Source organism: Pseudomonas sp. C8002, from assembly GCF_013385765.1.
Taxonomy (GTDB): domain Bacteria; phylum Pseudomonadota; class Gammaproteobacteria; order Pseudomonadales; family Pseudomonadaceae; genus Aquipseudomonas.
Map to the genome: position 1 here is coordinate 1 of NZ_JACAPJ010000009.1, position 12,969 is coordinate 12,969.

At 61.5% G+C, this 12,969-nt stretch carries 15 protein-coding genes; 12 read left to right on the forward strand and 3 right to left on the reverse strand.

The genetic code is table 11. The annotated features are described in order from the left end of the window. Window positions 1–53: 53 nt before the first annotated feature. A complete protein-coding gene (gene hemH, locus HX814_RS15430; protein WP_003208438.1) occupies window positions 54–1,079 on the reverse strand; it encodes a ferrochelatase in 1,026 nt (341 codons plus the stop codon). A gap of 14 nt (window positions 1,080–1,093) precedes the next feature. After that, window positions 1,094–1,993 carry a TIGR01777 family oxidoreductase gene (locus HX814_RS15435; protein WP_003208436.1) on the reverse strand — a complete coding sequence of 300 codons (900 nt, stop codon included), beginning with the start codon at window positions 1,991–1,993 and terminating at the stop codon, window positions 1,094–1,096. A 209-nt stretch (window positions 1,994–2,202) separates the two neighbouring features. Between HX814_RS15435 and HX814_RS15440 the strand changes: the two genes are divergently transcribed. The 12 genes from HX814_RS15440 to HX814_RS15495 all read left to right on the forward strand — a co-directional run bounded on the left by HX814_RS15440 (window position 2,203) and on the right by HX814_RS15495 (window position 12,207). Further along, on the forward strand, window positions 2,203–3,189 hold the full coding sequence (locus tag HX814_RS15440) for an NAD(P)/FAD-dependent oxidoreductase (RefSeq protein WP_003208434.1): 987 nt from the start codon (window positions 2,203–2,205) through the stop codon (window positions 3,187–3,189). Continuing rightward, window positions 3,186–3,401, forward strand: coding sequence for a TIGR02450 family Trp-rich protein (locus HX814_RS15445; protein WP_008432289.1), 216 nt, complete (start codon window positions 3,186–3,188; stop codon window positions 3,399–3,401). Before HX814_RS15440 ends, HX814_RS15445 begins: the two co-directional genes overlap by 4 nt. Window positions 3,402–3,513: 112 nt before the next feature. Then, window positions 3,514–4,485, forward strand: coding sequence for a DUF523 and DUF1722 domain-containing protein (locus tag HX814_RS15450; RefSeq protein ID WP_008432288.1), 972 nt, complete (start codon window positions 3,514–3,516; stop codon window positions 4,483–4,485). A 3-nt stretch (window positions 4,486–4,488) separates the two neighbouring features. Continuing rightward, window positions 4,489–5,418: a MerR family transcriptional regulator gene (locus tag HX814_RS15455; protein WP_008432286.1), complete on the forward strand. Its 930-nt coding sequence runs from the start codon at window positions 4,489–4,491 to the stop codon at window positions 5,416–5,418. Further along, complete coding sequence (phrB, locus tag HX814_RS15460; RefSeq protein WP_177009577.1) at window positions 5,419–6,864, forward strand: deoxyribodipyrimidine photo-lyase; 1,446 nt, start codon at window positions 5,419–5,421, stop codon at window positions 6,862–6,864. Further along, window positions 6,857–7,279, forward strand: coding sequence for a nuclear transport factor 2 family protein (locus HX814_RS15465; RefSeq protein ID WP_177009578.1), 423 nt, complete (start codon window positions 6,857–6,859; stop codon window positions 7,277–7,279). The genes phrB and HX814_RS15465 overlap by 8 nt, the downstream gene beginning before the upstream one ends. Beyond that, a complete protein-coding gene (locus tag HX814_RS15470) occupies window positions 7,276–8,058 on the forward strand; it encodes an SDR family oxidoreductase (RefSeq protein WP_008432280.1) in 783 nt (260 codons plus the stop codon). Before HX814_RS15465 ends, HX814_RS15470 begins: the two co-directional genes overlap by 4 nt. Further along, window positions 8,055–9,302 carry an FAD-dependent oxidoreductase gene (locus HX814_RS15475; RefSeq protein WP_177009579.1) on the forward strand — a complete coding sequence of 416 codons (1,248 nt, stop codon included), beginning with the start codon at window positions 8,055–8,057 and terminating at the stop codon, window positions 9,300–9,302. The genes HX814_RS15470 and HX814_RS15475 overlap by 4 nt, the downstream gene beginning before the upstream one ends. Beyond that, the gene (locus HX814_RS15480) at window positions 9,299–10,105 is read left to right on the forward strand and encodes a DUF1365 domain-containing protein (protein WP_003208422.1); all 807 of its coding nucleotides are present in this window, start codon (window positions 9,299–9,301) and stop codon (window positions 10,103–10,105) included. Before HX814_RS15475 ends, HX814_RS15480 begins: the two co-directional genes overlap by 4 nt. Further along, window positions 10,092–11,363 (forward strand): cyclopropane-fatty-acyl-phospholipid synthase family protein, encoded by a 1,272-nt coding sequence (locus tag HX814_RS15485; RefSeq protein WP_087693767.1) that lies wholly within the window; start codon window positions 10,092–10,094, stop codon window positions 11,361–11,363. The genes HX814_RS15480 and HX814_RS15485 overlap by 14 nt, the downstream gene beginning before the upstream one ends. After that, window positions 11,356–11,847 carry a DUF2878 domain-containing protein gene (locus HX814_RS15490; protein ID WP_177009580.1) on the forward strand — a complete coding sequence of 164 codons (492 nt, stop codon included), beginning with the start codon at window positions 11,356–11,358 and terminating at the stop codon, window positions 11,845–11,847. Before HX814_RS15485 ends, HX814_RS15490 begins: the two co-directional genes overlap by 8 nt. A 54-nt stretch (window positions 11,848–11,901) precedes the next feature. Continuing rightward, a complete protein-coding gene (locus HX814_RS15495) occupies window positions 11,902–12,207 on the forward strand; it encodes a YkgJ family cysteine cluster protein (RefSeq protein WP_003208416.1) in 306 nt (101 codons plus the stop codon). Between the two features lie 137 nt (window positions 12,208–12,344). Here the strand turns inward: HX814_RS15495 and HX814_RS15500 are convergent, their stop codons facing one another. After that, window positions 12,345–12,863: an acyloxyacyl hydrolase gene (locus tag HX814_RS15500; RefSeq protein WP_003208415.1), complete on the reverse strand. Its 519-nt coding sequence runs from the start codon at window positions 12,861–12,863 to the stop codon at window positions 12,345–12,347. Window positions 12,864–12,969: the final 106 nt, after the last annotated feature.

Consider the following 12,969-nt stretch of genomic DNA (forward strand, 5'->3'; position numbering starts at 1 on the left):
CCGCCGTCTTCGCGAGCAAGCCCGCTCCCACATTTAGTCCTCACTCGGCTTGATTACAGCGCGACCGGCGCTCTTTCACACAGGGTATTGAGCGCCGCCGCCCACTGCGGGTCATCGTTCAGGCACGGCACCAACACCAACTCCTCGCCCCCCGCCTCGCGGAATTGCTCCAGGCCGCGATCACCAATTTCCTCCAGTGTCTCGATGCAGTCCGCAACAAACGCCGGGCACATTACCAGTAGCTTCTTCACGCCCTGTTGAGCCAACGCTTCAAGGCGTGCCTCGGTGTACGGTTCGATCCACTTGGCCCGGCCCAGCCGCGACTGGAACGCCACCGACCATTTGCCATCCGGCAAGCCAAGGCGCTCGGCAAAATCCCGCGCAACGCTGAAACACTGCGCGCGATAGCACGTGGCAAGCACCTCGGGAGAGGCGTTCTGGCAGCAGTTGGCGTCCTTGAAGCAGTGTTGCCCCGTAGGGTCGAGCTTTTTCAGGTGGCGCTCGGGCAACCCATGAAAGCTCAGCAGGAGGTGATCGAAATCCTCTTCCACATAGGCTCTGGCGCTGTTGGCCAAGGCGTCCAGGTACTCCGGTTCATCGTAGAACGGCTGCAGAATCGAAAACTCGATCGCCAACTTTTTGTGCCGCACCACGCGCCGGGCCTCTTCGATTACCGTGGTCACGGTGCTGTCGGCAAACTGCGGGTACAACGGCGCCAGGGTCACTTTCTTGATGCCTTGGGACGCCAGCCGGGTCAGTACGCTTTCAATCGACGGCTCGCCATAGCGCATGGCCAACTCCACCGGCCCCTGGGTCCACTGTGCAGTCATCTGTTGTTGCAAGCGACGGCTAAGAACTACCAGCGGCGAGCCTTCGTCCCACCAGATCGAGGCGTAGGCATGGGCCGATTGCTCCGGGCGCTTGATCAGGATCAGCGACACCAGCAAACGCCGAACCGGCCATGGCAGGTCAATGACGTAAGGGTCCATCAGGAACTGATTGAGGTAGCTGCGCACATCCGCCACCGAAGTGGACGCCGGTGAACCCAGGTTGACCAGTAACAACGCGTGATCCGTCATGCAACATCCTATCTCTAGAGGCGGCTGGACAAGTCGTCCAGGGCCGCATGCAACTCAGTGAACTGGAAAGTGAAACCGGCCGCCAACAGCCGCTGCGGCAAAGCCCGCTGGCCACCCAGCAACAAACCGGACAACTCGCCCAGGCCGATACGCAAGGCAAACGCCGGCATGGGCATGAACGCCGGGCGGTGCAGCACCTTGCCCAGGGTCTTGGCGAACTCCAGGTTGCGTACCGGGTGTGGCGCGCAGGCATTATAAGGACCGCTGGCATCGGTCTTGTGCAGAAGAAAATCAATCAGGGCGATTTGATCCTTTATATGGACCCATGGCATCCACTGCCGACCATTGCCGATAGGCCCGCCCAGCGCCAGTTTGAACGGCAGCAACAGCCGCGACAAAAAGCCGCCCTCCGCCGCCAGCACCAGCCCGGTACGCACCAGCACCACGCGGATGCCCAATGCCTCGGCACGCTGGGCGGTTTCTTCCCAGGCAATGGATAACTGGCTGCCGAAATCGTCCTGCACCGGGCCGCTGTCTTCGGTCAGCTCGCGCTCACCACCGTCGCCGTACCAGCCCACCGCGGAACCGGAGATCAACACCGCCGGTTTGTGTTCAAGGCCCTCAAGCCAGGCCAGCAGCGTTTCGGTGAGGCCGATACGGCTGCTCCACAACAGCGCCTTGCGTTTATGCGTCCAGGGCCGGTCGGCAATCGGCGCGCCGGCCAGATTGACCACCGCGTCCACCGCCTCGTTTATGTCCTGCAGGCGGGCGACGCCACGCACCTGGGCGCCGCACAATTTAGCCACTTGTTCGGGATGGCGGCTCCAGACCGTGAGGCGATGGCCCTGGGCAAGCCAGTATTGGCAAAGTTGACGGCCGATCAAACCGGTACCGCCGGTCAGCAAAATGTGCATGAGTTGTTCCTCGTGTAACGTTCGCCGACCACCGTTAGTCTATTTTATAAACAGGGATGTTTTAATCGGGCGCAACGCTGGTTAAACCTTCAGGTTTAACCATAGGTCACGCCAAACGATCAGGTACGCCAAAACTTATACCAAAAAACAATATTGTACAGCTATTGGTGTCGGCGTAGTCTGTACCCAACGGTAAAACGAGGCCTCCCATGACTGTTCCCATCGCGATCATTGGCACCGGCATCGCCGGTCTCTCCGCCGCCCGAGCGTTGAAAGACGCGGGGCACGTTGTACAACTCTTCGATAAAAGCCGCGGCAGTGGCGGTCGCATGTCCAGCAAGCGCAGCGATGCGGGCTCGCTGGACATGGGCGCACAGTACTTCACCGCCCGCGACCGGCGCTTCGTCAACGAGGTGCAACGCTGGCAGGCCAATGGTTGCGCCGAGCAATGGAAGCCACAGCTGTACAACTTCAAGTCCGGCCAACTGACGCCCTCCCCCGATGAACAGATCCGCTGGGTCGGCACGCCGCGCATGAGTGCGATCACCCGCGCCCTGCTCGATGACTTGCCGGTGCAGTTCGGTTGCCGCATCACCGAAGTGTTCCAGGGTAAACATCACTGGAACCTGCTGGACGCCGACGGCGAAAGCCACGGCCCGTTCAGCCACGTGATCATCGCCACCCCGGCGCCCCAGGCCACTGCCTTGCTGGCCGCTGCGCCCAAGCTGGCGAGTGTCGCCGCCGGGGTCAAGATGGACCCGACCTGGGCCATTGCCCTGGCCTTCGACAAGCCGCTGGATACGCCCATGGAAGGCTGCTTCGTCCAGGACAGCCCGCTGGACTGGCTGGCGCGCAACCGCAGCAAACCGGGGCGCGACACCACCCTCGACACCTGGGTTTTGCACGCCACCAGCACCTGGAGCAAGCAACACCTGGACCTGTCCAAGGAAGCCGTGATCGAACACCTGCACGGCGCCTTCGCCGAACTGCTGCACAGCGCCATGCCGGCGCCTTCCTTCACCCTCGCCCACCGCTGGCTGTACGCGCGGCCGTCCACCAGCCATGAATTTGGCGTGCTGGCCGACGCCGACCTGGGCCTGTATGTATGTGGCGACTGGTGCCTGTCAGGCCGCGTGGAAGGTGCGTGGCTCAGCGGCCAGGAGGCGGCGCGGCGGTTGATCGAGCACCTGCGATGAACCGCATCAATCCCGCCAAGTTGCTGCTGTCGAAGTGGACAGCAGCCCGCCCGCAGTACAAGGAAAAACATTTTCTGGTGACCAAACTGCTGCGTGATGACGAAGGCGATGTGCAGGAAATCGAGCTGGAAGCCGTGATGAGCCATCGCGTGCAGCGCCTGGCCTGGCAAACCCTGCAAAACGCCGAAGACTGGAAAATCGGCTGGAAATAGCCATTCCGCAAATACCTGTACAAATTATTTGACTTGTACAGCTTCAAACCTATGATGAGATTAAGTTGTACAGAAATTTAACTCTGTACAGGAATTTCATCGAGGTTTGGCCATGTCCAGCACCCTGCCCGCCACCGGCAAACCGAAAATCGCCATCAGCGCCTGCCTGTTGGGCGAGAACGTGCGCTTCAACGGCGGGCATAAACAATCCCAGCTGTGTAGCCAGACCCTGGCCGATTATTTCGACTTCGTGCCGCTGTGTCCTGAAGTCGCCATTGGCCTGGGCATCCCCCGCGAGCCGATTCGCCTGGTGGGCGACCCGCTCAATCCCCAGGCCGTTGGCACCGTAAACCGCGAACTTAACGTGACCCAGCCGCTGGACGATTACGGCCAGCAAATGGCTGCTGAACACACCGACCTCTGCGGTTACATCTTCATGCAGAAATCCCCGTCCTGCGGCCTGGAGCGGGTCAAGGTCTATCAGGACAACGGCATGCCCATCGACGGCGGCGGGCGCGGCATCTACGCCCAGGCGTTTTGTGCGCGCCACCCCAACCTGCCGGTGGAAGAAGACGGTCGGCTGAATGACCCGGTCCTGCGGGAAAACTTCCTGACCCGGGTGTTCGTCTACGCCACCTGGCAGCAACTGCTCGCCGAAGGCCTGACCCGTCACCGCCTGCTGGAATTTCACTCGCGCTACAAATACCTGCTGATGGCCCACAGCCCGGTGCATTACAAAAGCCTCGGCAACCTGCTGGGCAGCATGCCCAGGGACGTCGACCTGGGCGCCTTGGCCGCCGGTTACTTCAGCGAACTGATGAGCGCCCTGACCCAGTGCGCCACACGCGGCACCCACACCAACGTGCTGCAACACATCAGCGGCTACCTCAAGCAGGCCATCAGCGCCGAAGACAAACAGGAAATGCAGACCATCATCAGCCAATACCGCCAGGGCATCGTGCCGCTGGTGGTACCGCTGACGCTGCTCAAGCACCACTTTCGCCAGCATCCGGACCGCTATATCGCGCAGCAGGCCTACCTGCAACCGCACCCGGAAAACCTCAGCCTGCGTAATGCGATTTAACCTATGACTTTTCCCCTGCAAGAACCTGGCGAAGACATCGCCGAGGCCATCGAACAAGGCTGGCTGCCGATCCGCGAAGTGGCGCGCCAGACCGGCGTCAACGCCGTGACCTTGCGCGCCTGGGAGCGGCGCTACGGCCTGATCGTGCCCCAGCGCACGCCCAAGGGGCACCGCCTGTTCAGTGCCGAGCACGTGCAACGCATCCATACCATCCTGACCTGGCTCAACCGCGGTGTGCCGGTCAGCCAGGTCAAGAGCCTGATCGACACCGCGCAAGCCACCAGCGAACCGCCGGTGGAAAACGAATGGCACAACCGCCGCCAGCACCTGGTGCAGGCCATCAGCGAACTGGCCGAGCGCCGGGTGGATGATGCCTTCAACCAGGCCATGGCGCTGTACCCGCCGCGCACCTTGTGCGAGCAACTGTTATTGCCGTTGCTCAAGGAGCTCGAACTGCGCTGGCAAGGCCAGTTCGGCGCGCAGATGGAACGGGTATTTTTCTATTCCTGGCTGCGCAGCAAATTCGGTGCGCGGATGTATCACAACAACCGCCAGCTCAACGGCGCCCCCCTGCTGCTGATCAACCATTCCGACCTGCCGCTGGAGCCGCACCTGTGGCTCACCGCCTGGCTCGCCAGCAGCGCCGATTGCCCGGTGGAAGTTTTCGACTGGCCATTGCCGGTGGGCGAACTGGCCCTGGCCGTCGAGCATCTGCAACCCCGCGCGGTACTGCTGTATTCGAGCAAGGCACTCCATACCTCGGTGCTGGGCAAACTGTTGAGCGGCTTCAGTTGCCCAAAACTGATAACCGGACCAACGGTATGCATCCACCAGGCGGAGCTGTCCGTATTAACCCAAGAGATTCCTGAATTGCTCCTGGCCGAAGACCCGTTGTCGGCCCATCAGGTACTGATCCAGCGTGGACTTATTTAAATGCACTTGATCTGGCTGCGCACCGACCTGCGCCTACATGACAACACCGCCCTCGCCGCCGCCGCACAGCGTGGCCCGACAGCGGCCGTCTACCTGATCAGCCCCGGGCAATGGCTGGCCCACGATGACGCTCCGTGCAAGGTCGATTTCTGGCTGCGCAACCTGCAGCGCTTGAGCTCGGCACTGAGCGAGTTGAACATTCCGTTATTGATCCGCCATGCCGACACTTGGGATCAAGCACCTGAAGTTTTGGCAGGCCTGTGCCAGGAACTGTCGGTGGAGTCGGTGCACGTCAATGACGAATACGGCATCCACGAAGAGCGCCGCGACGCCGCCGTGGCCAAGGCCCTCGAAGCTCAAGGCATCACGTTCCACACCTATCTGGACCAGTTGTTTTTCCAGCCCGGCAGCGTGCTGACCAAGACCGGCACCTACTTCCAGGTGTTCAGCCAGTTCCGCAAGGTCTGCTACAGCCGCCTGCATGGCGCCTTGCCGCGTTTGGTCGCCACTCCCAAGGCGCAGGCACCGCTCACACTCAAAAGCGACGAGGTTCCGGATCACGTCGAGGGCTTCGCTACCCCGAGCGAAGCCTTGCGCGCCCTGTGGCCTGCCGGCGAAGCCGAAGCCCGGCGCCGTCTCGACCAGTTCGCCGACGCACAAATCAGCTACTACAAGGACGAACGCGACTTCCCGGCCAAGCCCGGTACCAGCCAGCTTTCGGCCTACCTTGCAGCGGGCGTGGTTTCACCGCGCCAGTGCCTGCATGCCGCGCTGCAAAGCAACCAGGGTGAATTCGAAAGCGGCGACATCGGCACGATTACCTGGATCAACGAGCTGCTGTGGCGCGAGTTCTACAAACATATTCTGGTGGGCTACCCACGGGTCTCGCGCCACCGCGCATTCCGTCCAGAGACCGAAGCCGTGGCCTGGCGCAACAGCCCGGAAGACTTGAAAGCGTGGCAGGAAGCACGCACCGGCCTGCCGATCATCGACGCCGCCATGCGCCAGCTGCTGGAAACCGGCTGGATGCACAATCGCCTGCGCATGGTGGTGGCGATGTTCCTGACCAAAAACCTGCTGATCGACTGGCGCGAAGGCGAGCGCTTTTTCATGCGTCACCTGATCGATGGCGACCTGGCAGCCAACAACGGTGGCTGGCAGTGGAGCTCGTCCACCGGCACCGACTCGGCCCCGTACTTCCGGATTTTCAGCCCCTTGAGCCAATCGGAAAAATTCGACGGCGAAGGTGTGTTTATCAAGCACTGGATGCCACAGTTGTCGGCGCTGAACAAAAAGGAAGTGCACAACCCCGACGCCGTGGGCGGCCTGTTTGGTGTGGCCGACTATCCTCGTCCTATCGTCGATTTGAAAAAATCCCGCGAGCGCGCCCTCGCCGCTTTCCGCAGCCTGCCTTCACGCCAGGCGGTCGGAGGTGCTTATGAGTGATTTCCTGCGCTGCTTCGCCCAGGTGTTCGCCAGTGTGGACAAGCACAACCTGCACCTGCTCGACGGCCTGTACAGCCAGGACATCAGTTTCACCGACCCACTGCACGAGGTGCACGGGCTGCCGGCGTTGCACCGCTACTTCGCCGAGCTGTACGACAACGTTACCCAGTTGCGCTTTGACTTCCATGGCTTTGATCAAGTGGCGGAAGGCGAAGGCTACCTGCGCTGGACAATGAGCTTCTGCCACCCGCGCCTGGCCAAGGGCGAAGTGATTCGTGTGGAAGGCTGCTCGCACCTGCTGTGGCGCGACAAGGTGTATCGCCACCGGGATTATTTTGACGCTGGACAGTTGCTGTATGAACACGTGCCGGTCCTTGGCGGTGTGGTCAGCTGGCTGAAAAGGAGAATGGGATGAGCCTTAACCTTCCACGTCGTTACTGGTTGACCGGTGCCAGCAGTGGCATCGGGGCCGAACTGGCCAAGACGCTGCTCGAAAGCGGTGCCCATGTGGCCCTTAGTTCCCGCTCCAAGGCGCCCCTGGAACAGCTTGCCCAGCAATACCCCGGGCAAGTGCTGGTGGTGGCCGGCGACCTGACCAACAGCCAGACCGTACGCGAGATCGGTGAACACATCGCGGTGGCCTGGGGTTCGCTGGATACGGTGATCCTGAATGCCGGCACCTGCGAATACGTGGATGCCAGGCAGTTCGACGCCTCGATCATCGAGCACGTGGTGCGCACCAACCTGCTGGCCAGCAGTTACTGCATCGAGGCCGCGCTGCCGCTGTTGCGTGCCGGTCATACACCGCACCTGGTCGGTGTGGCCAGTGCGGTGACCTACCTGCCGATGCCCAGGGCGGAAGCCTATGGTGCGTCGAAGGCCGGCCTGCGTTACCTGTTCGAGTCCCTGCGTATCGACCTGTCGCCTGAAGGGATCGACGTCACCGTGGTCAGCCCGGGGTTTGTCGACACGCCGCTGACCGCCCGCAATGATTTCCCGATGCCCCTGAGCTGGCCGGCAGACAAGGCCGCGCGACATATCTTCGCCAAGCTGCAAAACCGTCCATTGGAAATTGCCTTCCCTGCCCTGTTTATTGCCGCCTTGTGGCCACTGTCGAAACTGCCGAACCGCGTCCAGTTGATCATTGGCAAACGCATGCTGCGCAGCCCGCCGCCGAGAAAGGACGACCTGTGAAGATCGCCATTATCGGCAGCGGCATTGCCGGGCTGACCAGCGCCTACCTGCTCAGTCGCCGCCACGACATCACCCTGTTCGAAGCGGGCGACCGCATCGGCGGCCACACCCATACGGTGAATGTCACGGTGGAAGGCAAAAGCCATGCGGTGGACACCGGCTTTATCGTGTTCAACGACTGGACCTATCCCAACTTCATCAAGCTGCTGGGGCAAATTGGCGTGACGTACAAACCCACCGAGATGAGCTTTTCGGTGTGCGACCCGAACGCCGGGTTCGAGTACAACGGCAACAACCTCAACAGCCTGTTTGCCCAGCGCCGGAATATTCTGTCGCCGGGGTTCTGGGGCATGTTGCGCGATATCCTGCGCTTCAACCGCCAGGCGCCCCTGGACCTGCAAGAGCAACGCATCAGCGCCGAGATGACCCTGGGCGAGTACCTGCAAGCGGGCGGCTACGGCCAGCGATTTATCCAGCACTACATCGTGCCGATGGGCGCGGCGATCTGGTCGATGTCCCTGGCCGACATGCTCGGGTTTCCCCTGCAATTCTTCGTGCGGTTCTTCAAGAACCATGGCTTGTTGTCGGTGAGCAACCGGCCGCAGTGGTGCGTGATCGAAGGCGGTTCCAGCCGCTATATCGAGCCGCTGACCCAGTCCTTCCGCGAAAATATCCGCCTCAATTGCCCGGTCACCCGGGTTGAGCGTTCAGCCATCGGCGCAGTTATCCACAGCGCCGCCGGCAGCGAGGCATTCGACAAGGTGGTGTTCGCCTGCCACAGCGACCAGGCCCTGGCGTTGCTGGGGGATGCGAGCCTGGCCGAGCAACAGATCCTTGGCGCCCTGCCCTACGCCGACAATGACGTCGTCCTGCACACCGATACCCGTCTGCTGCCCGAGCGCAAACTGGCCTGGGCCAGCTGGAATTACCGCCTGGATGGCCGCGCGCAAAAACAGGCGGCGGTGACCTACGACATGAACATCCTGCAGGGCATCGACAGCACCACCACCTTTTGCGTGAGCCTCAATCAAACGGCGCTGATCAACCCGCTCAAAGTCCTCGCCCGCTACACCTACGCCCACCCGCAATACAGCCTGGCCGCCGTGGCCGCCCAAGCGCGCTGGGAAGAACTGCACGGCGCGCAGCACACCTATTATTGCGGCGCCTACTGGGCCAACGGTTTCCACGAAGACGGCGTGGTCAGCGCATTGCGCGTGGCCAAGGCGTTCGGGGAAATCCTGTGAACAGCGCCCTGTACAGTGGCTGGATCGCCCATCGGCGGTTTACGCCAAAGGGCCATGCCTTCCGCTACCGGATCGGCCTGCTGTACCTGGACCTCAGCGAACAGGACGAAGTGTTCGGCTTGTCGCCATTGGCGGGCGAGCGCTGGGCGCCGTTCGCGTTTCGCCAGCAGGATTACCTGCGTGAATTTACCCGTCACGGCATGAGCTTGACCGATGCCGTACGCCAAGAAGTCGGCAAGGCCCTGGGGCGCATCCCCTCGGGCGTTATCTGCCTGCTGACCCAGGCCCGCAGTTGGGGCCTGGCCTTTAACCCGGTGAGTTTCTTCTACTGCTTCGAGGCCGACGGAACGCTGGCCGCGATCCTTTGTGAAGTGACCAACACCCCGTGGCGCGAGCGCTATCACTACGTGCTGCCAGCCCAGGCGCTGCCTGCCGGTGAGCATCAGCACTTCGCCGTGGCCAAGGCGTTTCATGTGTCGCCGTTCTTGCCCCGGGACCTGGAATACCGCATGAGCTTCAGCCCGCCCGCCGCCAGGCTCGGCGTGCATATGGCCGACTGGCAGGGCGAACTGAAAGTCTTCGACGCCACCTTGAGCCTGCAACGCGAAGCCCTGAACCGCGCCAGCCTGCACCGCTACCTGTGGCGCTTCCCGTGGATGACCGCCAAGACCTGCCTGGCCATTTATTGGCAGGCCTTGCGCCTCTTGCTTAAACGCACGCCGATTTTTTCCCATCACGCCGCCGAAGGCGCTTCTCGCACCGCAGTCGGTTACACCAAGGATCGCCGCCATGAAATCCCCTAGCTTATCGGTCAAATCCAACCGCTTGAACGTCAACGGCATGACCGCCGCGCTGCTGCGCAAAGCCGTGCTGCGCCAGCTCGGCCAACTGCGCCACGGCCAGTTGGTGGTGATCGAGGACGGCGAACGGCAAGTCTTCGGCGCACGGGAAGCGCACCTGCTGGGGGAGATCCAGATCCTCGATTCAGCCGTGTGGGGGCTGGTGGCGGCCAACGGCTCCATCGGCGCCGGCGAGGCATTTATCCATGGTTACTGGAGCAGCCCGGACCTGACCGCCGTGGTACGAGTGATGGTCAGCAACCTCGACGTGCTGGATGCGCTGGAAGGTGGGCTGGCCAAACTGGCGCGGCCCTTCACCCAGGGCCTGCACTGGCTCAACCGCAATACGCGCAAGGGCTCGCAGAAAAACATTGCCGCCCACTACGACCTGGGCAACGACCTGTTCGAGGAGTTCCTCGACCCGACCATGATGTATTCGGCCGCGCAGTTCCTCACCGCTGACGACACCCTGGAACAGGCGCAGTTGAACAAGCTGGAACGCATCTGCCAGAAGCTCGCGCTGAAACCGTCCGACCACCTGCTGGAAATCGGCACCGGCTGGGGCAGCATGGCGATTTATGCCGCGCAGCAGTACGGCTGCAAGGTCACCACCACGACCCTGTCCAAAGAGCAGTTTGCCTACACCGAAAAACGCATCGAGGCCCTGGGTTTGCAGAATCAGGTGACGTTGCTGCTGGAGGACTACCGCGACCTGACCGGGCAGTACGACAAGCTGGTGTCGATCGAGATGATCGAAGCCGTGGGCCACCGCTTCCTGCCGACCTATTTCAAACAGTGCGCGCAGTTGCTCAAGAGCAACGGCCTGATGTTGCTGCAAGCGATCACCATTCGCGAGCAACGCTACGAACAAGCCAAGAGCAGCGTGGATTTTATCCAGCGCTATATCTTCCCCGGCGGCGCCTTGCCCTGTGTACAGAAGATGCTGGAGGTCGTCAGCCGCGACACTGACATGAACCTGCTGCACATGGAGGACTTCGGCCTGCACTACGCGCGAACCCTGCGCCTGTGGCATGAGAACTTTCGCCGCGCCCACAGCCGCCTGACGGAAATGGGCTACGACGAATACTTCCTGCGGCTGTGGGAGTTTTACCTGTGCTACTGCGAAGGCGGCTTTATGGAGCGCACCATCGGCACCGCGCAGATGCTGCTGGCCAAGCCGGCGGCGCTGACCCAGCCACTGCTCGGGCGCTTTGATGCTTAAACCACTGGCAAATGCCGTGCTGTTCCAGTGCGGCTGGTTTGCCTGTGTGCTGGGCGGCGACAGTCTGTGGCTGTTGGTGGGGTTGGCGGTGCTGGTAATCCACCTGCTGTGGATAAGTTCGTGGTCAGCGGAAGGCCAGGTGATTCTTGCCGTCACCTTGTTGGGCACCGTGATCGACACCGTGCTACGAGCATTCGGCGTGTTTCATTTCAGCCTGCCCGGACCGTTGGCACCATGGTGGCTGATCCTGTTGTGGGCATTGCTGGCGACCACGCTGCGCCATTGCCTGGCCTGGAGCGCCCAGCCCTGGTGGCGTGCGAGTTTGTTGGGGGCGGTGGGCGGGCCGTTGTCCTATTACGCGGGCAGCCAACTGGCCGGGGTGAGTTTCGGCTATGGCACCGTGCCGACCGTCATCGGCCTGGCGTTACTCTGGGGGATGATTTTTCCGTTGTTGCATTGGATTGCCAGGCAGTTGGCACATTGACGTCCGTCAGGCCTTTCACACACCTATGAGCCGCTTGCCTTACACTGCGCGCCTATGACCAACATCCCCCATACCCAAATCGCCGAACCTGCCGTCACCTGCTCCACCTGCGCCGCGTGCTGCTGCCAGCTGGAAGTCATGCTGATCACCGACACCGGCGTGCCCGATCGCTTTATCGATACCGACGATTGGGGCGGCGAAGTCATGCTGCGCCTGGATGACGGCTGGTGCGCGGCGCTGGATCGCGACACGATGATGTGCACGATTTACGAGAAGCGGCCGCTGATCTGCCGGGAATTCGAGATGGGCGCGCCGGAGTGCATCGATGAGCGCCAGGGGATTGCGACGGTGTATCGCTGATTTCGGAACCAATGAGTAGCAAATGTGGGAGCGGGCTTGCTCGCGAAAGCGGTGTGTCAGTCAACTGATTCGTGGCTGATATACCGCTTTCGCGAGCAAGCCCGCTCCCACAATGGTTTTGCAGTGTGCTTAAAAAACTACAACGGCAGCGTGTAGTGCAGCGAATAACTCTCTACACCATCATTATTGCTGCTGATCCCGGCATTGGAGTAATGGGTGGCCCGAATGCCCACTTCACTGCCACCGACAAAGCGCAAGCCAAAGCCCAGCCGGTCTTCAAACTGGAAAGCCTGGCCGATATTGTTGTCTTCTACCCGCGTGCGGGAGAACACGGCCACACCCACGCCGGCCTCGATGTACGGCTTCACCCTCTCCCCGGCAAACTCATACACAAACACGGGCGAGAACGACAGGCTGCTGACACTGGCGCGCTTGTCACCGTCCCAGTAGGTGTAGGCGCCGCTCCAGTACCCGGTCACGCGCCCCGTATCGGTCTGCCACCAGCTTTTATCCCAGTCCGAGGTCAGCCCCAACCGATAGGTCATGGTCGAATCGCTCGTACTTCCCACCCCAAGTTCCAGGCCTGCCGCCTGTGCGGAAAAAGAGTGCCCCAACATTGCGGCCGCAATCGCAGCCAAACAGAACAAGCGCTTCATAGAGAAACATCCCTTCCGAACGAAGTTGTATGATTTTGTACCGGCTAACTTGCTATAGAAGCTGCCGTATAGCCAGAAGTTCAGCGGATAAAGGCGTTATTTCACG

Excerpts from the sequence above, each read along its gene's own strand:
- HX814_RS15490 (WP_177009580.1), top strand. The coding sequence starts at position 11,356 with ATGCTTAAACCACTGGCAAATGCCGTGCTGTTCCAGTGCGGCTGGTTT.
- HX814_RS15465 (WP_177009578.1), top strand. The coding sequence starts at position 6,857 with ATGAGTGATTTCCTGCGCTGCTTCGCCCAGGTGTTCGCCAGTGTGGAC.
- HX814_RS15485 (WP_087693767.1), top strand. The coding sequence starts at position 10,092 with ATGAAATCCCCTAGCTTATCGGTCAAATCCAACCGCTTGAACGTCAAC.
- hemH (WP_003208438.1), bottom strand. The coding sequence starts at position 1,079 with ATGACGGATCACGCGTTGTTACTGGTCAACCTGGGTTCACCGGCGTCC.
- HX814_RS15440 (WP_003208434.1), top strand. The coding sequence starts at position 2,203 with ATGACTGTTCCCATCGCGATCATTGGCACCGGCATCGCCGGTCTCTCC.
- HX814_RS15495 (WP_003208416.1), top strand. The coding sequence starts at position 11,902 with ATGACCAACATCCCCCATACCCAAATCGCCGAACCTGCCGTCACCTGC.
- HX814_RS15435 (WP_003208436.1), bottom strand. The coding sequence starts at position 1,993 with ATGCACATTTTGCTGACCGGCGGTACCGGTTTGATCGGCCGTCAACTT.
- phrB (WP_177009577.1), top strand. The coding sequence starts at position 5,419 with ATGCACTTGATCTGGCTGCGCACCGACCTGCGCCTACATGACAACACC.
- HX814_RS15450 (WP_008432288.1), top strand. The coding sequence starts at position 3,514 with ATGTCCAGCACCCTGCCCGCCACCGGCAAACCGAAAATCGCCATCAGC.
- HX814_RS15445 (WP_008432289.1), top strand. The coding sequence starts at position 3,186 with ATGAACCGCATCAATCCCGCCAAGTTGCTGCTGTCGAAGTGGACAGCA.
- HX814_RS15470 (WP_008432280.1), top strand. The coding sequence starts at position 7,276 with ATGAGCCTTAACCTTCCACGTCGTTACTGGTTGACCGGTGCCAGCAGT.
- HX814_RS15500 (WP_003208415.1), bottom strand. The coding sequence starts at position 12,863 with ATGAAGCGCTTGTTCTGTTTGGCTGCGATTGCGGCCGCAATGTTGGGG.
- HX814_RS15455 (WP_008432286.1), top strand. The coding sequence starts at position 4,489 with ATGACTTTTCCCCTGCAAGAACCTGGCGAAGACATCGCCGAGGCCATC.